Consider the following 24973-nt stretch of genomic DNA (forward strand, 5'->3'; position numbering starts at 1 on the left):
GTTAGCTTCAGCCATTACTTTGGTCATCGCTGCTGTTAGTGTCGTCTTACCATGGTCAACGTGACCGATTGTGCCTACGTTTACATGGGGTTTGGTTCTTTCAAATTTTTCTTTTGACATTTTACTTTCCTCTTCGTTTAGAACTATTAATTTATGGAGCTCACCAGCGGATTTGAACCGCCGACCTCTTCCTTACCAAGGAAGTGCTCTACCCCTGAGCTAGGTGAGCACAACCTTGCACTTGGAGCGGGTAACGAGAATCGAACTCGTCTCATTGGCTTGGAAGGCCAAGGTAATACCAATATACGATACCCGCAAAATCTTTTGTTTATGGTGGAGAGAGAAGGATTCGAACCTTCGAAGCCAGAGGCGATGGATTTACAATCCACATACTTTAACCACTCGTAAATCTCTCCAAAACAATCCAGAATTATCCCATAGCTACTTAGCCTTTGCAAGGGTTAATTTGATGTTTTTATGAGTTTTTTTTAAATTCGAGCAACGCCACTTAAAACCGCCGCCTCATAGACTGCTTTTGGTACAACATCAATCAGTCTTTTATCAAATGGTTTTGGAATGATATAATCTTTGCCAAAGCTGATAGAATCAGTATTGTAAGCCAGCAACACATCCGCTGGAATCTCAAGTTTTGCCAAATCTTTTAGTGCATGAACTGCTGCAATTTTCATCTCAACATTAATCTCACTGGCCTTAGCATCAAGCGCACCTCTAAAAATAAACGGAAACCCTAAAACATTATTAACCTGATTTGGATAATCACTACGTCCAGTGGCCATAATTAAATCATCACGCGCTGCATTCGCATCCGCTGGAGAAATCTCAGGATCAGGATTTGACAACGCAAACACAATTGGATTGTCTGCCATTGATTTCACCATGTCTGCAGAGACCAGGTTGGCCGATGCCACGCCCACAAATACATCACAATTGTCCATTGCATCTGCTAACGTTTGTTTATCGGTTGTTGCTACGTAATCTAATTTTTCCTTGCTTAAGCCTTTACGATTATTATTAATAACACCTTTAGAGTCTACCAATAATATATTAGATTTTTTAAAGCCGAGCTCGCAAAGCAAATCAAGTGTGGCAATGCCTGCAGCGCCTGCACCTAAGCAAGTCAACGTTGCAGTTTCAGGCGTTTTACCTTGAATCTCCAAAGCATTTAAAAGCCCTGCTGCAATGATAATAGCTGTACCATGCTGATCATCATGAAAAACGGGGATATCCAGCTCTTCAATCAAACGTTTTTCGATTTCAAAACAGCGTGGTGCGGAAATATCTTCTAAATTAATACCGCCAAAAGTAGGGGCGATATTCTTAACCGTTTGAATAAACTCTTCAACATCTTGCGTATCGACTTCAATATCAAAAACGTCGACATCGGCAAATTTCTTAAATAATACTGCCTTTCCTTCCATTACTGGCTTTGAAGCCAAAGGGCCCACATTACCCAAGCCAAGTACAGCTGAGCCATCTGAAATCACGGCAACCAAATTATTTTTAATTGTATAGTTATTAACTAATTCAGGATTTTTAGCAATTTCTCGAACCGGTTCAGCCACACCTGGCGTGTAAGCTAACGACAAATCTTCGCGAGTCTTTAATGACTTGTGTGAGGATACAATTAATTTTCCTGGTCGTTCGCCCTGATGATAATCCAAAGCAGCTTGTCGTAAATTTGAGCTCATAATATTATTGTTTTTTTATTGAATGCATGATTATCCAAGAATTTTATTCATTCTTGTGATATTTTGAAGTGAGACTCCTTTGGGGCAAACGCGTTCGCAGTGTCTATGATTTGAGCAACTTCCAAAGCCTTCATCTTCCATCTTACCAATCATACGTTTTGCTCTATCTTTGCTTTCAATGTCGCCTTGTGGCAATAAAGCCAAATGAGACACCTTGGCCGCAACAAATAGGGTTGCACTTGCATTAGGACAAACCACCACACATGCGCCACAACCAATACAGGCAGCAGCATTGAAGGCTTCATCTGAAGCGTGCTTTTCTATCAAAATATTGTTAGCCTCTGGCGCTGATCCAGTATGTAGCGAAATATATCCGCCTGATTGGATAATTGAGTCAAAGGCTGAGCGATCTACAGTTAAGTCTTTGATTACTGGGAAGCTATTTGCTCGCCATGGCTCCACCCACAATTCTCTTTGATCTTTATATTCGCGCATATATAGCTGACAAGTGGTAGTGGCTGATTTTTCACCATGAGGATAACCATTAATCACCAAAGAACAAGCGCCGCAGATGCCTTCACGGCAATCGTAATCAAACACAATAGCATCTTCCCCTTGGGTAATTAACTGCTCATTAAGATAGTCTAGCATTTCTAAAAATGAGGTGTCGGCATCAATGTTATCAACTTGATAGGTAACAAAATCACCAGCGCAATCAAGGCTTTTTTGGCGCCAAATATGCAATGTAAAATTCATTTGTAATTCCTTACTGTTGGTTTAATGAATTCAAAATTTAAGTGCTCTTTATGTAGTTTAAACTCCTCTTTTAAATATTCCCATGCTGCCGCATAAGAGAAATCTTCATCATTACGCCTTGCCCCACCTGCTTCTGAAAGGTGTTCTACACGTGCATGCGCCCCGCACGACTCTTCGCGATTAAGTGCATCTTTACACATAAGGATACCCAACTCAATAAAGTCAGCTACCCTGCCAGCACGCTCCAAAGTCTGATTAAGGTCTTGATCAACACCAGTCACTTTAATTTTTTGCCAAAACTCTTCTTTTAGCACACTTATATCAACTATTGCTTGTTCAAGCTGAGCACGCTCCCTTGACATGCCGCAAGCCTCCCATAAAACCTTACCTAGGCGTTGGTGAAAATACTCTGGAGAAAATTGCGCTTGTGGCGCATGCATTAATTGATTAATTCTGTGTTTAACCGAATCTAATGCCTGTTTAACTTCGACATGGTCTTCGTTAATTTCATCAAAACTATTTCTCGCCAAATAATTAGCAATGGTTTGTGGCAAAATAAAATATCCATCCGCCAAACCTTGCATTAATGCTGACGCACCAAGTCGATTAGCACCATGATCTGAAAAATTCGCCTCACCACCTGCGAACAAACCATCCAACGTGGTCATTAAATTGTAGTCCACCCACAATCCACCCATAGAGTAATGTGGTGCTGGATATATTTTCATTGGTACAGCATACGGATCTTCATTAGTAATGCGCTCATACATTTCAAACAAGTTGCCGTATTTTTCCTCAACTTTTGACAGGCCAATGTCATTAATAACCTTGTTAAAATCAAGATATATGCCCAATCGTTTACCGTGAATCTTAACGCCAACGCCACGACCCTCATCGCAAATATGCTTCACTGCACGTGATGCCACGTCACGCGGCACCAAATTAGCAAATGCCGGATACATGCGCTCAAGAAAATAGTCTCGATCCTCTTCTTTAATGTCTTTAGGGTTCTTCTCGCAATCTTTAATATGCTTGGGCGCCCAAATACGTCCATCATTTCTGAGTGACTCACTCATTAGTGTTAATTTTGATTGATTCTCACCCGTTGGTGGAATACAGGTTGGGTGAATTTGAGTAAAGCTAGGATTAGCAAAATAAGCACCCTGCTTGTAAGCACGCCAAATGGCTGAAGTATTACAACCTTTGGCATTAGTCGACAAATAATAAGCATTTGAATAGCCGCCCGTACATAGCACTACACAATCAGCCAAATGTGTTGAAAGCTTGCCAGACACTAGATCACGCACAACAATACCGCGCGCTTTATCGCCAACCATAATCAAATCCAGCATTTCAGCTCGAGAATGGTGAGTAACTTTTCCCGCGTCAACTTGCCTGCTCATGGCGCTATACGCCCCTAACAATAATTGCTGACCTGTTTGTCCGCGCGCATAAAAAGTGCGTGAAACTTGCGTACCGCCAAACGATCTGTTGGCTAAATAGCCACTATATTCACGTGCAAATGGCACGCCTTGCGCTACCGCCTGATCAATAATATTGTTACTCAGTTCAGCTAAGCGATAAACACTAGATTCTCTCGCTCTAAAATCGCCACCTTTAATTGTGTCGTAAAACAAGCGCCAAACACTATCACCATCATTTTGATAATTTTTAGTCGCATTAATACCGCCTTGCGCTGCAATTGAATGTGCACGACGAGGGGAGTCTTGAAAACAAAATGAACTTACCTTATACCCAGCCTCACCCAATGTTGCACAAAGGGAGGCGCCCGCCAGTCCGGTACCAACAACAATAACTTTGTGCTTATCTCGATTTTGTGGCGCAACCAAAGCCAGATCAAATAAATGCTTTTTCCATTTATTTTCTAATGGTCCAATCGGTTCAAAAGATTCAAGCATACACAATACTCACAGGGATAGAAATAAGCCCCACTACGATTAGTAGAACAATAAGAACAACCAATAAGTGGTATGTTTTGTTTGATACACCTAAAGTTTGCAACGCATTACTTAGTGCATGATGCAAATGCGCGCCTAACACCATTAGGCCTAGAGCATATACAATAAGCATGCTTGGCTGGGAAAAAATATCTAGCATTTGTTGGTGCCGATCAGACCCTTCTAATAATTGCATTTGCACAACATGAAAGATAATAAATGCCAACAACATTGAAGCGCCAGACCAGGCAATAAATCTAGGAATAGCTTTTGGATAGTGGCGACGGTACTTGCTAACACCTAAGGCGGTATTGTTATTTAATTGTCTTAATACTGCGATAAAAACATGGAATGACAATGCCACAATCAATGTCAACAGCACCAACCAATAGACGGGTGAATTATTAAACCAATCATAAAAACCGTTAAATGCTGTTGCGCCAAAATGAAAGTTTAATAAACTCAGCATATGCGCAACAATATAGCCAAACCAAATCAGTCCTGCTATGGTTAGCATTTTTTTACGAGCAGTTGTACTAATAAAGCTCATCAAACTCCTCTCGAGGTTTTAGATGCTCTTTTTCAATAGTGCGTAAACAACTGTTATAACGCAATATCGGATCAGAACAATGTGATGGTGCCATTTTTTCAGCCGCCTCATACTTAACAATAGCCTCCATTAAGCCTTCATAAGCAAAAGACTGAGACATAGGATTTCTAAGTAATGCTCTAGCCTTACGCTCAAGAAAAATACCTGTGTAATAAATTTGGTGAAATTCTGACGTTAGCCTTGCAATAGTTTCAATAATTTTTTTAGGCTGTACTTTAACGTGCTGATGAGAATACTGATCTGTTAACGCCAAAATATAGATAACCAAGGCCTCTTGGTTTTCAGGATCTACAGCAAATACATCAATGCAAATACTAATGGCCAAATCAGGCTCTCGCAATGATCGATATTGCCTGGCTTTTTCAAGCACAGTGGAAATTGAATCCTTATGGATTAAGTGGTAGTTCATAACGCCTTAGTAAGATTAGTATTAAATTGACTTGACAACATTCTACACCAACATTTAATTATTCGTCTGTTCAAAAAATCTACCATAAAGAAAACACCTGATTAACACCGGCTTAAACCGCATATCTTAATACGATTAAAAAAATAAACTTAGAACTTAGAAATTGATTATAGATATAATAAAAATTGAACGTTAGGCGAATTTTCGCTTATCAAACTCCATAGGACATTGGCATATGGTTTTTAAATCAAACAAAATTATTTTTGGCTTTAGTCTCGCCACTATTTTGTCTGTTGGCGTTTGGAGTTATCACGACATTATCGATATGCACACCAATAGCTTAAAAATCAAAGCTGTTGAGCGCATCGGTTTATATCAAAACTCTCTATACAATGAATTAACACGTTTCAACTTCCTACCATTTGTAATTGCCAGAGATAAACAACTAATCAATTGGTCGTTCCAACAATCCGCACAAGCCAATCTGGCATTAGAAGATATCAAGCAAGCCTCGGGCGCCAATGAAGTTTATATTATGGATACCACCGGCAAAACGCTTGCTGCCAGCAATTGGCGCAGTCCAAATAGCTTTGTTAACAGGAACTTTGCCTACAGACCTTACTTTAAAGAGGCAATACTAGGGAAAAATGGTCAATTTTTTGGTATTGGCACTACCTCTAAAAAGCCAGGATTCTACATTTCTACTGGCGCCAAAGAGCAGGACAAGACCATCGCTGTTACCGTAGCAAAGGTTGATCTAAGCATTCTAGAAAATATTTGGATGGAGGCGGGAGAAAATATTTTTGTAACCAATCGTGATGGTGTAGTAATTCTTAGTTCGCAAAAACCTTGGAAATATCGCACACTACACCCTCTTAAAACATCGCAACTTGAAAATATTCAAGCACAAAGACAATTCGCTAATAAAAATCTAGAGTCTTTAGCGGCCGACCCTGCAACTAAAAAAGATCAGTTAAATATTGACGATACTCACTACATTCATCAAACTGCAGATATTCAAGGTACCAATTGGGTTATGCACTACCTAACGCCTGTTAAAAATATTACTCAGCTAAGCATCGAAACCTGGAGCAAAATTGGCCTGATATTACTAGCCATGCTCGCTGCAATCTTGCTACTTTGGTTATTCAAATCCAGTACCAAATTAAAAACCTCTTTAAAAGAGTCTGCCAAACTTAGGGAGTTAAACGATTTATTAAAAACTGAAATTGAACACCGACACCAAGTTGAAAAAGAATTACGTGTGGCGCAGAAAAATATTGAACGCGCCAGTAAACTGGCGGCTATGGGGCAACTATCAGCTTCAATTATTCATGAATTAGGGCAGCCACTATCAGCAATGAAAACTTATATCGCCAGCGCTCAGCTACCCTCGAAAGTCAGCACCCCTATAGAAAGTGAACGTAGTGTACTGCCTAAACTAAATACTTTGGTAGAGCGTATGAGCAAGATTTCACAACAGCTACAACTCTTCTCCCATGATGGCGAAGACGAAACTGCAAAAATTGATGTGCGCGATGCACTTAAAGGCGCATTAATAATCATCTCTCCCGCACTTAAGCAGGACAATATCACATTATCACTAGAATTTATAGATCAACCTTATTTAGTCAAAGGTGATCAGATTCGCTTAGAACAAGTACTAATAAACCTGATTAATAACGCCAGAGCAGCGGTTGAATTTTCAGACACCAAAAAAATTACTATCAAGATGTATGTGCAGGATAATAACGAACTGACTATTGAAGTGATTGACACAGGTGCGGGTATTGCTGAAGAAACATTGCAAATATTATTCGACCCATTTTATACTACCAAGCCTTCTGGGGTTGGATTAGGCCTAGGTCTAACCATTTCGCACAATATTATTCATAAACTAAATGGAACGCTCACTGCTCACAACAACACCGACTTTGGTTCAACCTTTATCATCATTCTGCCCCTTGCCTTATGAATTCTAACATTCAAGCACTCGTTTTTATTGTTGATGATGACCAGGCAATGAGAGACTCTTTGTCAGATTATTTTTATCGATCTAACTATACAGTTAAAGCTTATAGCAGCGGTAAAACCATGCTTTCAGAACTCAACAGCCACCCTGTGGAAGTCATTATTTGCGATTTAAAAATGCCGCAAATGGATGGCATGGCCGTACTTAAAGAATTACAGTCTAGAGAGAAAAGCCCGCCGCTTATTATGATAACAGCGCACGGCAACATCGCTACCGCAGTGGAGGCTATCAAGCACGGTGCCTACAATTTCATTGCCAAACCTTTTAGTCCGCAAAATTTACAGCAAATGGTTAGTCAAGCAATTGATAAATATCGCCTAGACTCTGCTCTAGAAGATTCAAACACACACCCTTTAGGTAGTAGCACAGTAATACAAACATTCTATACGAAACTATATAGTTACGCTAAAACCGCAGACAACATATTGCTCACCGGAGAAAGGGGGGTGGGCAAACCACTGGTAGCCAAAACCCTGCACCAACACAGTCAAAGAAGGGTCAAGCCTTTTATTCGTGTTAACTGTAAAATTGTTTCGGAACGCTTTTTTGAAAAAACCTTTCTTGAGGATGACAACGTATTCTCTAGGGCGAAGGAAGGCACAATATTTTTAGAAAATTTAGATAAGCTACCATTAGAAAGTCGAGCCAAATTAATAGCGTTACTAACAAATAAAGTTAGTGTAAAAATCCACCAATCAGGCGGCACTCTGCCCAGGTTTATTTATTCAGTAAATGAAAAGCCAGCTAAAGAAAAAGCACACACCAACTTAAGCAAATTATGCGCTTTACTGAATGGCAAGATACTGCAAGTTCCAGCACTTAGAGCGCATAAAGAGGACATCTTTGAGTTATTTAACTTATATATGACCCAATCAGCTGGGCATTATCAAACACCTATTCCGAACTTATCAGAACAAGATGTCATCACTCTGTCATCTTTTGAGTGGCCGGAAAACCAGCGCCAACTCAAGCAAATTGCAGAGCAATTTGTACTACTAAATCGCACGGTTGATACGTCAATTTCACATCTACTAAAAGTCTCGTCAACTGAAATGGTAGATATGGCCAATAAATTTGACAAAGATCTACGCACCTTAATGCAGAGCTTCGAACGTCAGCTAATCACCCAGGCAATGATTGAGTGTGCTGGCAACATATCTCAAGTATGCGAATTACTTAAAACCCCTAGACGCACACTAAATGAAAAACTATTGAAGTATGACATTAGCAGGTCTGAATTTTTACAGGATTAGTTCATCGGCGAAAATCCGCCTAACCTTGAATTTTTTTTTACACTATACTCGTGTTCATTCCAAGCCTAAAAGCTTGTAATACCTCTGTTTATTAAAAGAATCTTCGAGGAGAAAAACATGAAAAAAAATATTAAATTAATCGCATCAGCTGTTATTACCGCTGGTTTAATTGCATCACCCGCAGCTTACGCCAAAGAAATTGTCATTAAGTTTTCACACGTAACTACTGAAGCCACCCCTAAGGGTAAGGGTGCTATGTTATTTAAAAAATTAGTTGATGAACGATTGGGTGGCAAGGTGCGCGTTGAGGTTTATCCAAGCTCGCAACTATATGGTGATAAAGCCGTACTTAAAGCTTTGCTATTGGGCGATGTTCAAATGGCTGCACCATCACTATCTAAATTCAGCAAGTACACTAAAGAATGGGCGTTATTTGATTTACCATTTTTATTCAAAAATCCACAAGCACTTAACTGCTTTACCGATTCACCAAAAGGTCAAGCTTTATTGGGCGCTGCAGAAAGAAAAGGTATTAAAGGTCTAGGATACTGGCTAAACGGCATGAAGCAAATCTCTGCCAACAAACCATTAATTGTGCCAACAGATGCCGCTGGACTTAAATTTAGAATTATGAGTTCGGATGTACTTAAAGCACAATTTGAAGCGGTTGATGCCAATCCACAAAAAATGGCTTTTTCTGAAGTTTACAATGCATTAGCTACTGGCGTTATTGATGGTCAAGAAAACACCTGGTCAAACATCCGTTCAAAGAAATTCTTTGAGGTGCAAAAAGATACCACCGTCTCTAACCACGGTGTTTTAGAGTACGCGTTAGTAACCAACAAACGCTTCTGGAATGGCTTGCCTACTGACATTCGCATGCAATTAGATCAAATAATTTCAGAAGTAACGGCTGAAGTAACTCAGTTTGCATTGGATGCAGCGGTTAAAGATATGAAGACAGTTGCTGATTCTGGCAAAACCAATATTCATACTTTGACCGATGCTCAAAAACAGCAATGGGTTAATGCCATGAAGCCAGTTTGGGCTCAATTTGAAGATCAAGTAGGCAAAGACAATATTGCCGCTGTTCAACAATGTAACGCTCAAAACTAACAGTTAACTGCCGCCAGCAGATGTTGGCGGCAAGTTGGAATCAACCCCATGAAATTTAATCAATTTCCCAAATTCTTAAATCATGTTGAGGAATGGCTAATCATTTTATTAGTCTCCTGCATGACATTACTTACCTTCTCCCAAGTGGTTGCTAGGTACGTATTTAACTCTGGTGCTGTTTGGGCACTGGAAGTAACCACCTATCTCTTTGCTTGGCTGGTTTTACTGGGTGCATCCTATATTATTAAAATAGGATCACACATTGCGGTTGACAGCGTTGTCAATTTGTTTAGTGCGCAATATCGAAAAATCATCACACTTGTGGCTATTATTAGCTGCATGATTTTTGTTGTTGTGATGTTTATTGGTAGCTATGAATACGTTTCTTTGTTAAAAGAAATCGAGATAGAAATGGAAGATTTGCCAGTGCTAGAATGGCAAGCCAAGATTGTCCTGCCACTTGGTTTTTTATTAATGTTTTATCGACTAACTGAAGTCATGATCAAGGTTCTTAATAATCAAACAACCACAATGCACTTTGAATCACACAACAATGACTATCAAGAATAAGGCTTACTGATTATGGTTATTTTTACTTTATTCTTTATGCTATTTGGGCTTATGGCTATTGGCGTTCCGGTTGCCTTTTCATTAGGACTCTCTAGTGTGACAGTCATTTTATTATTTGGTACTGAATCACTAGCCTCTTTAGCTGGGCACTTGTTTGGATCAATGGAACACTACACATTAATGGCTATTCCATTTTTTATCCTAGCCTCAGCTTTTTTATCCAAAGGTGGCTCCGCCCAACGCTTAGTCGATTTTGCCATTGCCACAATCGGCTGGGTCAAAGGCGGCTTGCCTATGGCGTCAGTGCTCGCTTGTATGATGTTTGCAGCCATTTCTGGCTCCTCTCCAGCTACCGTTATTGCCATTGGATCAATTGTAATCGCAGGCATGGTGAAAGAAGGCTATCCAAAAACGTATGCTGCAGGTGTGATTAGCTCGGCTGGCACCATGGGCATTCTGATTCCGCCATCAATTGTTATGGTGGTGTATGCGGCAGCGACCGAAGTCTCAGTTGGCAGAATGTTTTTAGCGGGTGTTATACCCGGCCTTATTATTGGTTCAATGATGATGGTTGCCATTTATTTCACCGCTCGTGCAAAAAACTACCCAAGTGCTTCATTTAAGGGTTTTGCTCACCTATTCAAAGTATCTGCTCGAGCTTCTGGCGGATTATTTTTAGTTGTCATTATTATGGGTGGTATTTACGGCGGTATTTTCACCCCAACAGAAGCGGCAGCGGTTGCCGCTGTGTATGCTTTTATTTTGGGTGTGTTTGTTTATAAAGATATCAAAATTAATGAAATTTCACTGGTTATCAAAGAATCAGCAAAAACGTCAATTATGCTAATGTTTATCATTGCCAATGCTATGTTATTTGCCTTTGTGTTGACTAACGAACGCATTCCACATGAAATTGCCGAAACCATTATTGCGTTTGGCTTGCCTATTTGGGGATTTTTATTAATTGTTAATTTAGTGTTATTGATCGCTGGCAACTTTATGGAGCCTTCCGCCGTCTTACTTATCATGGCGCCAATTTTATTTCCCATCGCCATGGAGATGGGTATCGACCCGATTCATTTAGGTATTATGATGGTGGTTAACATGGAAATTGGCATGCTCACCCCGCCTGTGGGGCTTAATCTATTTGTTACCTCAAGCATTACTGGATTGCCGCTAATTGAAGTCATTAAATCTACACTGCCATGGTTATTATTAATGCTGGTATTTTTAATGATAATTACCTTTATTCCAATATTATCAACTTTTTTACCAACCTTACTCATGGGACCTGAAATTGTTGGTAGCTATTAAATAATTTTTTTTACTTGGAGTGGTGAAATGCACTACACGGTTTGGTTAAAAAATGTCGGCATAAAAGATGTTGAAACTGTTGGCGGAAAAAATGCTTCTTTAGGTCAAATGATTAGCGCCTTATCTAGTAAAGGCGTTCAAGTTCCAGGCGGATTTGCAACCACGGCTAATGCTTTTGAGGAATTTTTAAAACATAATAATCTCAAATCAAAAATTAATTTACTTTTAGAAGATTTAGATCCGAGCCAAATTCAAGCGCTAACACGAGTAGGTGCGACCATTCGAAACTGGGTACAAGAATCCAACTTTCCAGATAAGCTACTAAATGAAATTACCCATAGTTACCAGCAGCTTGAATTAGAACTTGGCAAAGAGGTAACTTTCGCAGTGCGATCTTCCGCCACTGCAGAGGATTTGCCTGAAGCTTCCTTTGCCGGACAACAAGAAACCTATCTTAATGTGCATGGGATTGAAAACATACTGAGCGCCATTAAAAAAGTATTTGCATCCCTTTACAATGATCGGGCCATTTCTTATCGTGTTCATCAGGGGTTTGAACACTCAGAGGTGTCACTTTCTGCCGGAATTCAGCAAATGATCAGAAGTGATATTGGCGCTAGCGGTGTCATGTTTACTTTAGATACCGAATCAGGATTTAACGATGTGGTGTTTATTACTTCCGCCTACGGATTGGGAGAGACCGTTGTACAAGGATCGGTCAATCCTGACGAATTTTATGTGCATAAACCTGGTCTTGTGGCTGATAAAAAAGCAATTCTAAGTCGAAATATCGGCTCAAAAGAAATAAAAATGGTGTACGCCTATGATGACTTAAAAAGCTGTGTGGCAATAGAAACCGTACCCAAAGATCAACAGCAAAGCTTTAGCTTGAATGATAACCAAGTGGAAGAGTTGGCTCGCTACGCCATAATTATCGAACAACATTACGCCAGACCAATGGATATTGAATGGGCGCTCGATGGCAGTAATAACAAAATTTATATAGTACAGGCACGGCCTGAAACTGTTAAAAGTAGAGATAACTCAACAGGAAAAATTGACCGCTACCAACTTCATAAAACTGGAAAAGTGTTAATAGAAGGACGCTCTATTGGGCAAAAAATAGGCACTGGTGTTGCACGTATTATCAATAATATTTCCGAAATGGATCAAGTTCAGGAAGGTGATATTTTGGTCACCGACATGACTGACCCAGATTGGGAACCTGTGATGAAACGAGCCTCTGCTATTGTCACCAATCGTGGCGGTAGAACCTGTCATGCTGCTATCATAGCACGCGAATTGGGGGTTCCTGCAATTGTAGGTACAATCGATGCCACCAAGAAACTCACTAACCATATGCCTGTTACCGCCTCCTGCGCCCAAGGTGATACTGGCTACGTTTATGAAGGCATCTTAGACTACGAGCATACGCAATTATCCATAGACACCTTGCCTGAAATTCCAGTAAAAATTATGATGAATGTGGGCAACCCAGGTAGAGCTTTTGATTTTGCTAGTATTCCAAATTCTGGTGTTGGGCTTGCACGACTTGAATTTATTATCAATACTACCATAGGTATTCACCCTAAAGCTTTGCTAGAATTTGATCAATTACCGAGTCAGTTAAAAGCTGAAATAAAGAAAAGATCTGCAGGATATAAGTCTCCCATTGATTTCTACATTGACAAACTAACTGAAGGTATTGCCACCATTGCAGCTGCCTTCGCTGATAGTCCTGTTATTATTCGAATGTCGGATTTCAAATCTAACGAGTATGCCAATCTATTAGCCGGAGACCGATATGAACCTAAAGAAGAAAATCCAATGATAGGTTTTCGGGGTGCAGCAAGATACATCTCCAAAGATTTTAAGGCTTGCTTCGAATTGGAATGCCAAGCTATTAAAAAAGTGAGAGAGGAAATAGGCTTAACTAATATTGAAATCATGATTCCATTTGTCCGCACAACAGACGAGGCCAAACAAGTCATTCAATTGCTAAAAGAAAATCAACTTGAACGCGGTGTTAACGGCTTAAGAATTATTATGATGTGTGAATTACCTTCAAACGCCCTACTGGCTGAAGAATTTTTACAGTATTTTGACGGATTTTCAATTGGATCCAATGACATGACCCAATTAACTCTCGGCATGGATCGAGATTCTGGCCTTATTGCTGATGGTTTTGATGAAAGAAATCCAGCTGTCAAAAAAATGATTTCCATGGCAATAGATGCCTGCCATAAGCACAATAAATACATAGGAATTTGCGGCCAAGGGCCTTCAGATCACCCTGATTTAGCGCAGTGGCTCCTTGATCAAAAAATTAGCAGCATATCTCTAAATCCAGACACTGTCGTCGAAACCTGGGCATCTCTGGGTAATGACTAACCAAAGAACTGTTTTTTTTATATCTGACCGCACTGGAATTACGGCCGAAGCACTGGGGAATAGTTTACTGAGTCAATTTGAAAATATAGAGTTTAACGAAATTCACTTGTCATTTGTTGACACGTTTGATAAAGCAAAATCTGCCATTGGTAAAATTAACAACGCTTCAGCAAAAGGCAATTCTCTACCGCTGGTTTTTAGCACTCAAATTAATGCTGAATATAGAGAATTAATAAAAAATAGTCCTTGTATTTTTTTTGATTTTTTTGATACTTTCATCTCAAAAATGGAGCGCTCACTTAATTTAAAATCTTCACATACCATTGGCCGCTTACACAACCCTAACAGCAATGATTATTCCAGTAGAATTAATAGCATTAACTTTTCATTAGGCAGTGATGATGGTCTAGGGTCAAAAAATTACGCTCAGGCTGATATTATTCTTATTGGCGTCTCTAGATCCGGCAAAACACCCAGCTGCTTATTTATGGCGCTTCAATATGGTATTAAAGCTGCTAACTATCCATTAATTGATCAAGATTTGACTAATACCGAGCTACCCGAAATTTTGCAACCCTACAAAAATAAGCTGTTTGGCTTAAGAATAAAGCCAGAACGTTTGTGCCAAATTCGTGAAAAACGAAAAGGTAACAGTGCTTACGCATCAATCGGCCAATGCCAGCGCGAAATTAAGCGTGCAGAAGACTTGTACCTCGCCAATAACATTTCATTCTTAGATACAACTCAAATTTCAATTGAAGAAATTAGCGCTAAAATAATTAGCAAATTATCATTAAGATAATCGCTTAAATTTATTTGAGCACTCTTTTTTTCTTTAAAAATTCTCATATTTATTGTCATTCTCAATATTTCTAAAATTTTAAGAAAAGTCTGCAATAAAGCCTAAAAATAAGAGAAAAACACCTCTTTTAGAGCTTAAAAATGGTTTAAAAACACAAAAAATCCTTTATTTAAGGCTTGTTAAGAGCTATATTGATTATTTCCTATTTTTTAATATAAGTGTATAAAAGTGGTACAAAGTGGTATAAAATGTTTATTTATAACTACTTGAGGAGAGTTATAAAAAATGAAAACCAATCAACTTTAACGGGAGAGAAATATGGACGTTTTACTACAAACTTTTATCTACACATCAGCTGCGGTTATTCTTTCACTAGGTTTTGCAACCATTGCTTAATTTGGCAAACAGATGTTCAGAGGGGTACACAATCTAAGTGTTGATGCAAAGGGTCGGTTAAAAATTCCGACTCGCCATCAGGCGCAAATTGAAAAAAATTGCGCCGGACAAATGGTATTAAGCATTCACCCAGATGATAACTGCTTATTGCTATATCCCTTAAAGGATTGGCAAGTGCTAGAAGAAAAAGTAAGTGCACTACCCTCTTTAAACATACACACCAAGCGTTTAAAACGCAAACTAATTGGTCACGCCACTGATTGCGAATTAGACAAAGCAGCACGTATTCTAATTCCTAGTGCATTAAGAGATTATGCCAAAATTGGTAAAAAAATTATCATGAGTGGCCAAGGAAATAACTTTGAACTCTGGGATGAAGACGCTTGGAACAAGCAGCTTAGTAGTTTAGATACACTAAGTAAGCAAGCTGAAATCCCTGCTGAGGTCGCCCAACTGTCATTATGATTTCTAACCATCACCAGTCTGTGATGTTTAAAGAGTCGATTGATGCACTTAATTTAATACCAAATGGTATTTATATCGATGCCACTTTTGGCCGTGGCGGTCACTCTCAGGGAATTTTAGATCAACTCAACGACAAAGCCCAACTCATCGCTTTTGATCAAGATTTGAGTGCTATTGAATATGCCAAGGAAAAATTCAACGACCCGAGGCTAACGTTAATACACAGCCCTTTTGCGCAAATGCACACCATTATCAATGAAATGGGACTCAACGGAAAAATAAACGGAATTTTGATGGACTTAGGCGTTTCATCACCACAATTAGACAATGCACAGCGGGGATTTAGCTTTAATGCAGAGGGTCCACTAGATATGAGAATGGATCAAACATCAGGGTTAAGTGCAGCGCAGTGGCTACAAGCGGCTAACGAAGAAGAAATTGCCAATGTTATTTACCAATTTGGTGACGAAAAAAAATCACGTCATATTGCCACTCGAATAAAGAAATTTCAATTGGAGAAGCCACTAGAAACAACGCTGCAATTAGCCAATTTAGTCAGCGACGTGGTCAGAGGACAAAAAAAGAAGCATCCAGCAACTCGAACCTTTCAAGCAATAAGAATATTCATTAACCAAGAGTTAAAGCAATTAAGCGACACACTAGAACAATCAAAGAACCTGTTGGCACCTAATGGTCGGCTGTCTATCATTAGCTTTCACTCAATTGAAGATCGAATTGTAAAGCGCTTTATTCAAAAAAATTCACGGCAAAAATCCTTACCAAAAGGCTTGCCAATCGCCAATCAAGCGCTAGAAAAAATGCCCTTTAAAGACTTGGGAAAGCAGTCAGCCAGTAAAGAAGAAATTAGTCACAATAAGCGCTCTCGGAGTGCAATATTGCGTGTTGCTAGTAGGAATTCATGATGAAGCCGCCGATCAACAATATGCAATTTAATATAACACTATTGATTAGCATTATTGGATTAAGCATTTTAAGCATTTCATGGCATCATCAGACCTACACACTTTATAAGCAACTAAAACGTGCAACACTAGACAATCATCAAATTGTTGCACTTAACAAACAATTGCTAAGTGAGCATTCTCAAGTTATTAGTGGGACAGAAATTAGAGAAAGCGCACTGATTATTCTCAACATGAAAGAAGTGGGAGAAAAAGATAAAGGCAAATGGTTTAATGGCAGTATTGCACTATGAAGACAGCTATTTTTAACAAATTTACAAATAAGCTATCGGTTCCTAAACTTACCAAAGTTCAAGGCTATTGGCAACGCCAAGGATTTGTTAAATTCATCTTTTTAGCAGTATTTGGATTGTTCTCATATCATAGTATCAGCATTTCAAACACGAACGATGAGGTTCAAAGTGTTCAAGACAGAGCGCACAAGCAGGCAAATTCGGTGCAAACGAAACTAGCTAGACGAGGCGACATACTGGATCGACACGGAAATATTTTGGCCAGCTCGAGATTGCTCAAGCGAGTCATACTTGATCCAAGCAATATTCATCCTGCATTTGTGCCAAAACTAGCTGAAGCGCTAGCTATGGATGAAACAACACTTGGAATGCTACTTGCTAAAAAACGAGCAATCGGCTCACGTTATCTACCCATTAAAAAGAATCTAACTCTAACGGATCCAATACTGGAAAAACTCAAACAATTAAAAAAACAGCGTATTGAGGTTTGTCGAAATAAAGAGATCACCCAGCCACTAAGCTTAGTGGATCGAGTATTAAACGCGGTTAAATTTCAAACGGTTGTGGGCGCAAAAACAACCGTTAACAAATGCCGAAAAGAAAGAATTGGCCAAGCTTTAGTGCTACGTCAAGATACGCAACGTTATTACCCTAAGTCTGCTTCTATGGCGCCATTATTAGGTCGTGTTAATGCAGAAAATAAAGGTGGCTCTGGTATTGAAAATGAGTTTGAGCATGCACTTGCCGGAGTCAACGGAAAAGCACACTTAAACTTTATAGATAACCAAACTAAAGCCTACTTTAATCCTGAGGTAGAAAAGGAGCTACATCACGGGAAAAACATTGAATTAACTATTGATACCGATATCCAATATCATGCATATTCAGCCATCAAAAAATCAGTTTTAAAACATGAGGCAGACTCCGGATCAGCTATTATATTGTCACCAAACGGGGAAGTGCTGGCCATGGTTAATTACCCAGCAGATGACCCAAATAACAACAGCCTTTACAACCCAAGTCATTATCGTAATCGAGTCTTATCAGACAAGGTTGAACCCGGTTCAACCATGAAGCCATTCACTATGCTGCTCGCTCTCGATCAAGGAAAGATTAGCGCGCAAGATGACGAACTAATTGATGTTAGCAAATCCATTGGTCACTTAAAAACAAACTCAGAAGTAAGGAAATATGGCGACGCAATTACGGTTAAAAAAATTCTTCAAAAATCCCATAACCTTGGCACAGTAAATGTTTCTGAACGACTTAGTAATGAAGACATGTACAGCACTTGGCGTAAACTTGGATTTAGCCAACCTTTGGGCCTGATACCCAGTGTTGAAAATTCTGGATCATTGAGACATTACAGCTCCTGGGGGTTGGCTGACAAACGCACCCTATCTTTTGGTCACGGCCCAATGGAAACCAACCTTGCACAATTAGCAAGGGCTTACCTGGTATTCGCCAATGAAGGCGCTGTGCCAGCATTAAAATTAATCAAAAATGTTGCTAGCTACGAAGAAAAGACCCAAGTATTCAGCCCGCAAGCAACCAACAAAATTGCTCATTTATTAGATGCGGTCGCCTCCTGGAAAGGCTCTGGCTATCGCGCCAGAATTAAAGGTTACGACGTTGCTGGAAAAACAGGTACGGCAGAAATGGTGGTCAATGGAAAATATCACAAAACAGGTGCTAAGCGTACTTTTTTTACGGGATTTGTGCCTGTTAATCAGCCTAAATATATTATGGCAGTTAGACTAGATTATCCAAAAAAATGCTACGTCTATAAACGACCAGATTTAAAAAATAGTTGCGAAGGCTCAAACTCTGCCGCTATGGTGTTTAGTGATACCATGAAACACATTTTAACCAACAATACCGCTATTAAACTCAGCTCTAAGTAGTTAAGTTTTACGCTTATTTTTTAAAATACCCTGCATAATTTTTTGCTGTTCTTCCAGAGTATGAGCATGATGAATATCAGCCTTAATCTGCTCGCCATTTTGTTGCCTCTCAATACTATTTAAAATAGACAAAAACTCCTCTTTTGCTTGCAACTCACTCAAATGTGGCTCCAATACACAGAGTTGCTTAAGTCGGTTAAATACACCCAACTTGTTTTCAAAAGGATTTATAAGATCTAATTGTTCAATATTTTCATCTATTTGTGCCGATCTTACCAATTCTAGCAATACTTGAGAATTAGCAATCGAACGCACCCTAAGCTCTACCGTTGAGTCGGCAAGACTTGGGTAATTAAGGATCAGTGTTATCATCTTAGACATGAGCGCTTTCATATTGACAGGTTTTGCTATAGGCTTTGGACCTAGCTGTACCTCATCTGGAAAATCATGGTAATCTGGCACCATGGTATGTTCATAATCAGTCATTTCGTCAGTAAAAACAGGCGGTGGAGTCTCTTGTTTTTGAGATTTGGATTGATCACAGACTAGCTGCACTTGTTCAACACTTTGGCCAATCAATTGCGCCACACCTTCAATTAATTGATGCTGATAAACCTCATAATTAACTGACTTAATCAATACAGAGGTCTTTTCCAAGAATGATGTCTTGCCTTCAATGGTGTCAAAAGCTACTTCTGTTTTAACGTGGTCAAATAAAAATTTAGATAAGGGCTGCGCACCATCAATACGTTTTTCAAATGCTTTGGCAGATTCTTTTTTAACCAGGGTATCTGGATCTTCGCCATCAGGTAAAAATAAAAACTTAAACGTAATGCCAGTCTTGATCATTGGCAATGCAATTTTCAAAGCCTTCCAGGCTGCTGAACGCCCAGCCTTATCCCCATCAAAGCAAAATACTACTACATTAGTGGTACGCATTAAGATTTGCAAATGCTCCTGAGTGGTTGCTGTACCTAATGTCGCAACCACTTTAGTAATGCCTGCTTGATGTAGTGCCACCACATCCATATAACCTTCTACCACCAGTAGATAGTTGATTGATCTAGAATATTTACGCGCATGGTGTAGGCCATACAACTCTCTAGATTTAGAGAAAATAGTACTTTCAGCAGAGTTAAGATATTTCGCCTTTGCATCATCATCAAATGCTCTGCCACCAAATGCAATAACATTACCCTTAGTATTATGGATTGGAAACATTAATCGATCACGAAAGAAGTCGTAGTCACCATACTGCCCTTCCTTGATTAAGCCCAATGCTTTTAAATCGGTAATAGCTTGATCATTTTTCTCAAAATTTAGTAATAAGTCTTTATTACTAGGTGGGGCAAAACCCAGCTGAAAACGCTTTGCAATTTCACCACTAATGCCTCGATTTTTAGCATAGTTAACCGCTTTTTCTCTAGCGGGTGATTGGCGTAGTTGCAAAGTGTAAAAATCACTTACTTTTTTAGAAATTTCTCGATATCGCTCTAGTCTTGGATCAACAGGCTTTGAGTTGGAATCATATTCAATAGCCAAGCCAAACTCACTGGCAATAGTTTCGATTGCCTCAACAAAGTTTAAATTGTCAAATTTCTGAATAAAACTAATAGCACCACCACTCTCACCACACTTAAAACAATGATAAAATTGCTTGTGTGCATTAACAGCAAAGTTGCTATTTTTGCCTCCGTGAAACGGACAAGGTGCTCGATAATCACTGCCAGACTTTTTTAATGGCACGCGCTTATTGATCAAATCAACAATGTCAATTTGATTAGGGAGATCGTCAATAAATCGCTGACTAATATAAGGCATAAACCGTATTTTAATGAATAATCAAAAATTTTATCATCCTAAATTTCTTCCAACCTGGATCTTAATTGGTCTCATGAAATTAGGCGCAAAACTCCCTTTTAAAATTCAAGTCAGTTTAGGCAAGGTGATCGGCATAATGCTTTATCCATTGCTAAGCCGTTTTAGAAATATTGCCTTTATTAATATCTCACGCTGTTTCCCCAATAAGAAAAAATCTGAAGTTGAGATGCTGGTTAAGCAAAATTTTGAGGCTATTGGTATTTCAATTTTTGAAACTGCCAATGCTTACTTTGCCACTAACGCCAAAATTGAATCAATGCTCACTATTCGTAATGAGCAGCATTTAACCAAGGCGATTGAAAAAAATAAGAATGTTATTTTACTCGCTGCCCACTTTTTGCCTCTAATGTTAGGCTCTCGAGCACTCTTGCTTAAACATAATATTGCCAACATTTACCGACCACAGAATAATGCTTTATTTGATGAAGTAATGCGAAAAGGCTTTGTTAACAATGGCGCTGTCATGATTAAAACCAAAGATACTCGAGGCATGCTCAAATCCATTAAAGATAAATTGCCTATATGGTATGCCCCTGATCAAGATCTTGGCATGGAGAAATGTGTTTTTGCGCCATTTTTTAACATCCAAACAGCAACTGTATCTGCAACGGCGCGTTTGGCTAAAGGTAATAACACAGCAGTTATTCCGTATTTTTTCATTAGAACAGAGTCTGGCTATCAGATGGAATTCAGCCCACCAATTGATAACTATCCAGACAGCGATCCAGTCAATAGTGCTAGTATGACCAACCAAATACTAGAAACGCAAATATTAAAACATCCAGAGCAATATTTATGGATTCATAGGCGCTTTAAAACTCGTCCAATCGGCGAAGCTGAATTTTATTAACTTATTTGAATTAAGTATTGGAACAATTAATCAAATTAGCGTATAATTAACCCTTTATTATTTTTAAGTTTTGAGAAAAATTCATTATGTCAATTGATACACAAGCCATTATCAAAGAGTACCAAACTGCCGAAGGCGACACGGGTTCTACAAACGTTCAGGTAGCTTTATTAACAGCTCGCATTAAGCACCTAACTGAACATTTTAAAACGCATAACAAAGATCACCACTCAAGAAGAGGTTTGTTGCGTTTAGTTTCTCAACGTAAGAAATTATTAACCTACCTTAGAGGTAGCAACGTAAACGCATATTCAGATTTAATTTCACGCTTAGGTCTTAGAAAATAATTTATTTTATTTTCATAAAAGCCCCGTTTGGGGCTTTTTTTATGTCTAGTCAAATACCAAGTTAATAGTAAAATAACAGGGGTGATTCTGGTAATTTTTGATAACGCCAAATCCTTATAAGAGAAATAAAATTTTAAAATCATGGCTATTCACATGATGGAATATTTTATAAAGCTTATAAGGATTTGGATAAATCCCCCGTGGGGCAAGTATTTTAACGATTTTTATTGTGTTAAAATATTCATCCAATACGAACAACTATTAGATAAATATTTTGCCTGATAAAATCTCGCTAAAAGTACTTGCAAAATTTTACCAAAATCACTAAAAGTACCCCTTTATGGAACTATCACCTACTTATCAAAAAATTGATGATCTAGTGCAGCGGTCAAAAACACTTGCCGAGCATCTAAACTTAGAGGAGAAACAAGGGCGACTAGAAGAAGTGCTGCTAGAAATGGAAAACCCAGATATTTGGTCGAATCCCGAAGAAGCGCAAGCGCTTAGTCAAGAAAAGGTAAAGCTTGAAGTGATTTGCCAAACTTTTAATCATGCTAGCAATATCCTGGAGGATGCAGGTGAATTGTTAGACATGGCACAAAGTGAAGCGGACGAAGATACGGCCAATAGTGTCAAAGAAGATCTTAATACGGTTGAATCTTCAATTGCTAGATTAGAATTTGAACGTATGTTTAGCGGCGATTTAGACGCCAATTCAGCTTATGTAGATATTCAATCTGGCTCAGGTGGTACCGAAGCTCAAGACTGGGCAGAAATGGTGTTACGTATGTATTTGCGTTGGGGCGAAAAGCACAAATTTAAGGTTACATTAATGGAGGCCTCTAGTGGTGAAGTTGCAGGCATTAAATCTGCCACTATTCACATGCAGGGAGATTACGCTTATGGCTGGCTTCGTAGTGAAATTGGTATTCATCGCTTGGTTAGAAAATCCCCTTTTAATGCAAATGGCAAACGTCACACCTCATTTTGCTCGGTATTTGTTTCGCCTGAAGTGGATGACAACATTGATATTGAAATCAATAAAGCAGATATTCGAATTGACACCTACCGAGCCAGTGGCGCAGGCGGTCAACATGTTAACAAAACTGATTCAGCTGTGCGAATCACTCACTTACCTACTAACACTGTCGTACAATGTCAAGATGGCCGATCCCAACATGCTAATAAAGATCAGGCCACTAAGCAATTAAAATCAAAACTGTACGAGCTAGAAATGCAAAAACGCAATAGCGAAAACCAAGAGTTAGAGGATCTAAAATCAGATATTGGCTGGGGACATCAAATTCGCTCATACGTACTAGACCAATCACGCATCAAAGATTTGAGAACCGGTGTAGAATCAACCAACACAGGCGATGTGCTTGACGGTAATTTAGATAAATTTATAGAAGCCAGTCTAAAAGCTGGCTATTAGGAGAAACCATGACAGAGACAACAAACACACATTACGATATGATTGCCATTGGCGCCGGATCTGGTGGATTATCAGCGGTTGAACGTGCCAGCGAATACGGCAAAAAATGTGCAGTAATCGAAGTTAAAACCATTGGCGGCACTTGTGTTAATGTTGGTTGCGTTCCTAAGAAAGTCATGTGGTTTGCTGCTAATACAGCAACACAAATTAACAGCGCTAAAGGATTTGGATTTGACGTGGACTTTAAAAATTTCTCTTGGGAAGCCTTGAAAAAAGGTCGTGATAATTATATTAACGGCATTACTAATTGGTACGATGGCTATCTTGAAGATTTGGGCATTGACTACATACACGGCTTTGGTAAATTGGTTGATAAAAATACAGTCTCAGTTAATGGCGTCAATTACACGGCAGATCATATTGTTCTATCGCCTGGTGGCGAGCCGGCTGTACCGCATATTGAAGGCGCAGAACTTGGCATCACTTCTGATGGTTTTTTTGAACTACAAGATCTACCTAAAAAAGTTGCCATTATTGGTGGCGGCTATATTGGTGTTGAATTAGCTGGCGTACTCAACGCACTAGGCTCAAGCGTAGAAATCTTCCAGCGAGCAGGAACCTTATTAGAAAGCTTTGATCCTATGATTCAAACAGCGCTGGAGAAAGATTACAGCAATCACGGCATTGCTATTCATCACAACACTCAAATTGATGAAGTATTAACAGACAAAACACTAGTGACGAACCAAGGAGAGTTTTCAGGATTTGATACTATTATTTGGGCCGTAGGACGCGACCCAATGACCCAGCATTTAGGACTGGAAAACGCCAGTGTTAATTGTGACCAGCGTGGCTTTATTCCAACTGATAAATTTCAAGTAACTAATATTGATAATATTTTTGCACTGGGTGACGCCACAGGCAGAACGCCACTAACACCAGTGGCCATTGCCGCTGGCAGAAGACTCTCGGACCGCCTCTACAATAATATGATTGATCGTCATCTCGACTACAACAACATTGCTACAGTTGTTTTCTCACATCCACCAATTGGTACGATCGGCTTAACAGAGGCGCAAGCCAATGAGCAATTTGAAAAAGTCAAAATATACACCTCTGAATTCACACCGATGGCAGATGCGCTACTTGATCATAAAACCACCACAGCACTTAAACTTGTCTGTGTTGGTGATGACGAAAAAGTGGTGGGTTGTCATATTATGGGGCATGGTGCCGATGAGATGCTACAAGGTTTTGCCGTGGCAATTAAAATGGGCGCCACTAAAAAACAGTTTGATGATACGGTGGCGATTCATCCATCCAGTGCAGAAGAGTTAGTCACACTACGTTAAGCTTCGTCTTTTTAGTTTTTTCTGCTAGTTCCTACACTCAAAGCTATTAATGGCGGTTTAGTTTGCGCCATTTGTATGGTTCGATGGGCGGGGTGTGGTAGTTCCAAAATCCTAGCTGTTCAGCTTTGGCCAAATTTTCTGCCTGCTGGTAAGTATCTTTATAAGAAAACGCCATACCCGATTCAACCATTAATTCACCGATATTAA

At 39.3% G+C, this 24973-nt stretch carries 22 protein-coding genes and 3 tRNA genes; 15 read left to right on the forward strand and 10 right to left on the reverse strand.

Translation table 11 applies throughout. The features are described 5' to 3' along the window. The 9 genes from PSN35_RS00705 to PSN35_RS00745 all read right to left on the reverse strand — a co-directional run. Window positions 1–120 (reverse strand): GTP-binding protein (locus PSN35_RS00705; protein WP_300028326.1); only part of this gene is annotated, 120 nt, incomplete at its 3' end. A 34-nt stretch (window positions 121–154) separates the two neighbouring features. Further along, a tRNA-Thr gene (locus PSN35_RS00710) sits at window positions 155–229 on the reverse strand. Window positions 230–242: 13 nt separating this feature from the next. Then, window positions 243–316: transfer RNA gene (locus PSN35_RS00715), tRNA-Gly, on the reverse strand. A gap of 15 nt (window positions 317–331) precedes the next feature. Further along, window positions 332–416 (reverse strand) — tRNA-Tyr (locus PSN35_RS00720). Window positions 417–488: 72 nt separating this feature from the next. Next, window positions 489–1709: a malic enzyme-like NAD(P)-binding protein gene (locus tag PSN35_RS00725; RefSeq protein ID WP_300028289.1), complete on the reverse strand. Its 1221-nt coding sequence runs from the start codon at window positions 1707–1709 to the stop codon at window positions 489–491. A 30-nt stretch (window positions 1710–1739) separates the two neighbouring features. Further along, the gene (locus PSN35_RS00730) at window positions 1740–2465 is read right to left on the reverse strand and encodes a succinate dehydrogenase/fumarate reductase iron-sulfur subunit (RefSeq protein ID WP_300028290.1); all 726 of its coding nucleotides are present in this window, start codon (window positions 2463–2465) and stop codon (window positions 1740–1742) included. Continuing rightward, a complete protein-coding gene (locus tag PSN35_RS00735) occupies window positions 2462–4384 on the reverse strand; it encodes a fumarate reductase/succinate dehydrogenase flavoprotein subunit (RefSeq protein ID WP_300028291.1) in 1923 nt (640 codons plus the stop codon). Before PSN35_RS00735 ends, PSN35_RS00730 begins: the two co-directional genes overlap by 4 nt. Further along, entirely contained in the window at window positions 4377–4973 is a 597-nt protein-coding gene (locus PSN35_RS00740) for a hypothetical protein (protein ID WP_300028292.1), read from the reverse strand. The genes PSN35_RS00735 and PSN35_RS00740 overlap by 8 nt, the downstream gene beginning before the upstream one ends. Beyond that, window positions 4960–5442 carry a hypothetical protein gene (locus PSN35_RS00745; RefSeq protein ID WP_300028294.1) on the reverse strand — a complete coding sequence of 161 codons (483 nt, stop codon included), beginning with the start codon at window positions 5440–5442 and terminating at the stop codon, window positions 4960–4962. The genes PSN35_RS00740 and PSN35_RS00745 overlap by 14 nt, the downstream gene beginning before the upstream one ends. Window positions 5443–5677: 235 nt before the next feature. Here PSN35_RS00745 and PSN35_RS00750 point away from each other — a divergent pair, with 235 nt between their 5' ends. The 11 genes from PSN35_RS00750 to PSN35_RS00800 all read left to right on the forward strand — a co-directional run bounded on the left by PSN35_RS00750 (window position 5678) and on the right by PSN35_RS00800 (window position 18901). Then, window positions 5678–7417, forward strand: a complete 1740-nt coding sequence (locus PSN35_RS00750; RefSeq protein WP_300028296.1) for an ATP-binding protein — start codon at window positions 5678–5680, stop codon at window positions 7415–7417. Further along, window positions 7414–8727, forward strand: a complete 1314-nt coding sequence (locus tag PSN35_RS00755; protein WP_300028298.1) for a sigma-54 dependent transcriptional regulator — start codon at window positions 7414–7416, stop codon at window positions 8725–8727. Before PSN35_RS00750 ends, PSN35_RS00755 begins: the two co-directional genes overlap by 4 nt. Before the next feature lie 117 nt (window positions 8728–8844). Next, complete coding sequence (locus tag PSN35_RS00760; protein WP_300028300.1) at window positions 8845–9843, forward strand: TRAP transporter substrate-binding protein; 999 nt, start codon at window positions 8845–8847, stop codon at window positions 9841–9843. Window positions 9844–9891: 48 nt separating this feature from the next. Next, window positions 9892–10413, forward strand: coding sequence for a TRAP transporter small permease (locus PSN35_RS00765; RefSeq protein WP_300028302.1), 522 nt, complete (start codon window positions 9892–9894; stop codon window positions 10411–10413). Between the two features lie 12 nt (window positions 10414–10425). Then, the gene (locus PSN35_RS00770) at window positions 10426–11727 is read left to right on the forward strand and encodes a TRAP transporter large permease subunit (RefSeq protein ID WP_300028304.1); all 1302 of its coding nucleotides are present in this window, start codon (window positions 10426–10428) and stop codon (window positions 11725–11727) included. Between the two features lie 27 nt (window positions 11728–11754). After that, window positions 11755–14118, forward strand: a complete 2364-nt coding sequence (gene ppsA, locus PSN35_RS00775) for a phosphoenolpyruvate synthase (RefSeq protein ID WP_300028306.1) — start codon at window positions 11755–11757, stop codon at window positions 14116–14118. Beyond that, entirely contained in the window at window positions 14111–14920 is an 810-nt protein-coding gene (locus PSN35_RS00780) for a pyruvate, water dikinase regulatory protein (RefSeq protein WP_300028308.1), read from the forward strand. The genes ppsA and PSN35_RS00780 overlap by 8 nt, the downstream gene beginning before the upstream one ends. A gap of 408 nt (window positions 14921–15328) precedes the next feature. Continuing rightward, window positions 15329–15781, forward strand: coding sequence for a division/cell wall cluster transcriptional repressor MraZ (gene mraZ / locus PSN35_RS00785; protein ID WP_300028310.1), 453 nt, complete (start codon window positions 15329–15331; stop codon window positions 15779–15781). Next, on the forward strand, window positions 15778–16704 hold the full coding sequence (gene rsmH, locus PSN35_RS00790; RefSeq protein ID WP_300028312.1) for a 16S rRNA (cytosine(1402)-N(4))-methyltransferase RsmH: 927 nt from the start codon (window positions 15778–15780) through the stop codon (window positions 16702–16704). Before mraZ ends, rsmH begins: the two co-directional genes overlap by 4 nt. A 20-nt stretch (window positions 16705–16724) precedes the next feature. Continuing rightward, window positions 16725–16997, forward strand: a complete 273-nt coding sequence (locus PSN35_RS00795) for a hypothetical protein (protein ID WP_300028314.1) — start codon at window positions 16725–16727, stop codon at window positions 16995–16997. Continuing rightward, the gene (locus PSN35_RS00800; RefSeq protein ID WP_300028316.1) at window positions 16994–18901 is read left to right on the forward strand and encodes a penicillin-binding protein 2; all 1908 of its coding nucleotides are present in this window, start codon (window positions 16994–16996) and stop codon (window positions 18899–18901) included. Before PSN35_RS00795 ends, PSN35_RS00800 begins: the two co-directional genes overlap by 4 nt. Here PSN35_RS00800 and dnaG read toward each other — a convergent pair whose 3' ends face one another. Further along, on the reverse strand, window positions 18902–20722 hold the full coding sequence (gene dnaG, locus PSN35_RS00805) for a DNA primase (RefSeq protein WP_300028318.1): 1821 nt from the start codon (window positions 20720–20722) through the stop codon (window positions 18902–18904). A 13-nt stretch (window positions 20723–20735) separates the two neighbouring features. On the opposite strand from dnaG, the gene PSN35_RS00810 reads away from it, so the two are divergent. The 4 genes from PSN35_RS00810 to gorA all read left to right on the forward strand — a co-directional run bounded on the left by PSN35_RS00810 (window position 20736) and on the right by gorA (window position 24766). Continuing rightward, complete coding sequence (locus tag PSN35_RS00810) at window positions 20736–21632, forward strand: lipid A biosynthesis acyltransferase (protein ID WP_300028319.1); 897 nt, start codon at window positions 20736–20738, stop codon at window positions 21630–21632. Window positions 21633–21718: 86 nt separating this feature from the next. Next, window positions 21719–21979: a 30S ribosomal protein S15 gene (gene rpsO / locus PSN35_RS00815; protein WP_300028321.1), complete on the forward strand. Its 261-nt coding sequence runs from the start codon at window positions 21719–21721 to the stop codon at window positions 21977–21979. A 340-nt stretch (window positions 21980–22319) separates the two neighbouring features. Beyond that, window positions 22320–23414: a peptide chain release factor 2 gene (prfB, locus tag PSN35_RS00820; protein WP_300028323.1), complete on the forward strand. Its 1095-nt coding sequence runs from the start codon at window positions 22320–22322 to the stop codon at window positions 23412–23414. An 8-nt stretch (window positions 23415–23422) separates the two neighbouring features. Further along, window positions 23423–24766, forward strand: coding sequence for a glutathione-disulfide reductase (gene gorA, locus PSN35_RS00825; RefSeq protein WP_300028325.1), 1344 nt, complete (start codon window positions 23423–23425; stop codon window positions 24764–24766). Window positions 24767–24973 lie beyond the last annotated feature (207 nt).

The organism is Candidatus Thioglobus sp. (genome assembly GCF_028599055.1).
Classification (GTDB): domain Bacteria; phylum Pseudomonadota; class Gammaproteobacteria; order PS1; family Pseudothioglobaceae; genus Thioglobus_A.

Coding starts and splice junctions, on each gene's coding strand:
- PSN35_RS00750 (WP_300028296.1), top strand. CDS start 5,678: ATGGTTTTTAAATCAAACAAAATTATTTTTGGCTTTAGTCTCGCCACT.
- PSN35_RS00740 (WP_300028292.1), bottom strand. CDS start 4,973: ATGAGCTTTATTAGTACAACTGCTCGTAAAAAAATGCTAACCATAGCA.
- dnaG (WP_300028318.1), bottom strand. CDS start 20,722: ATGCCTTATATTAGTCAGCGATTTATTGACGATCTCCCTAATCAAATT.
- prfB (WP_300028323.1), top strand. CDS start 22,320: ATGGAACTATCACCTACTTATCAAAAAATTGATGATCTAGTGCAGCGG.
- PSN35_RS00735 (WP_300028291.1), bottom strand. CDS start 4,384: ATGCTTGAATCTTTTGAACCGATTGGACCATTAGAAAATAAATGGAAA.
- rsmH (WP_300028312.1), top strand. CDS start 15,778: ATGATTTCTAACCATCACCAGTCTGTGATGTTTAAAGAGTCGATTGAT.
- PSN35_RS00810 (WP_300028319.1), top strand. CDS start 20,736: ATGAATAATCAAAAATTTTATCATCCTAAATTTCTTCCAACCTGGATC.
- PSN35_RS00780 (WP_300028308.1), top strand. CDS start 14,111: ATGACTAACCAAAGAACTGTTTTTTTTATATCTGACCGCACTGGAATT.
- ppsA (WP_300028306.1), top strand. CDS start 11,755: ATGCACTACACGGTTTGGTTAAAAAATGTCGGCATAAAAGATGTTGAA.
- mraZ (WP_300028310.1), top strand. CDS start 15,329: ATGTTCAGAGGGGTACACAATCTAAGTGTTGATGCAAAGGGTCGGTTA.
- PSN35_RS00765 (WP_300028302.1), top strand. CDS start 9,892: ATGAAATTTAATCAATTTCCCAAATTCTTAAATCATGTTGAGGAATGG.
- PSN35_RS00745 (WP_300028294.1), bottom strand. CDS start 5,442: ATGAACTACCACTTAATCCATAAGGATTCAATTTCCACTGTGCTTGAA.
- PSN35_RS00760 (WP_300028300.1), top strand. CDS start 8,845: ATGAAAAAAAATATTAAATTAATCGCATCAGCTGTTATTACCGCTGGT.
- PSN35_RS00795 (WP_300028314.1), top strand. CDS start 16,725: ATGCAATTTAATATAACACTATTGATTAGCATTATTGGATTAAGCATT.
- rpsO (WP_300028321.1), top strand. CDS start 21,719: ATGTCAATTGATACACAAGCCATTATCAAAGAGTACCAAACTGCCGAA.
- PSN35_RS00770 (WP_300028304.1), top strand. CDS start 10,426: ATGGTTATTTTTACTTTATTCTTTATGCTATTTGGGCTTATGGCTATT.
- gorA (WP_300028325.1), top strand. CDS start 23,423: ATGACAGAGACAACAAACACACATTACGATATGATTGCCATTGGCGCC.
- PSN35_RS00800 (WP_300028316.1), top strand. CDS start 16,994: ATGAAGACAGCTATTTTTAACAAATTTACAAATAAGCTATCGGTTCCT.
- PSN35_RS00755 (WP_300028298.1), top strand. CDS start 7,414: ATGAATTCTAACATTCAAGCACTCGTTTTTATTGTTGATGATGACCAG.
- PSN35_RS00725 (WP_300028289.1), bottom strand. CDS start 1,709: ATGAGCTCAAATTTACGACAAGCTGCTTTGGATTATCATCAGGGCGAA.
- PSN35_RS00730 (WP_300028290.1), bottom strand. CDS start 2,465: ATGAATTTTACATTGCATATTTGGCGCCAAAAAAGCCTTGATTGCGCT.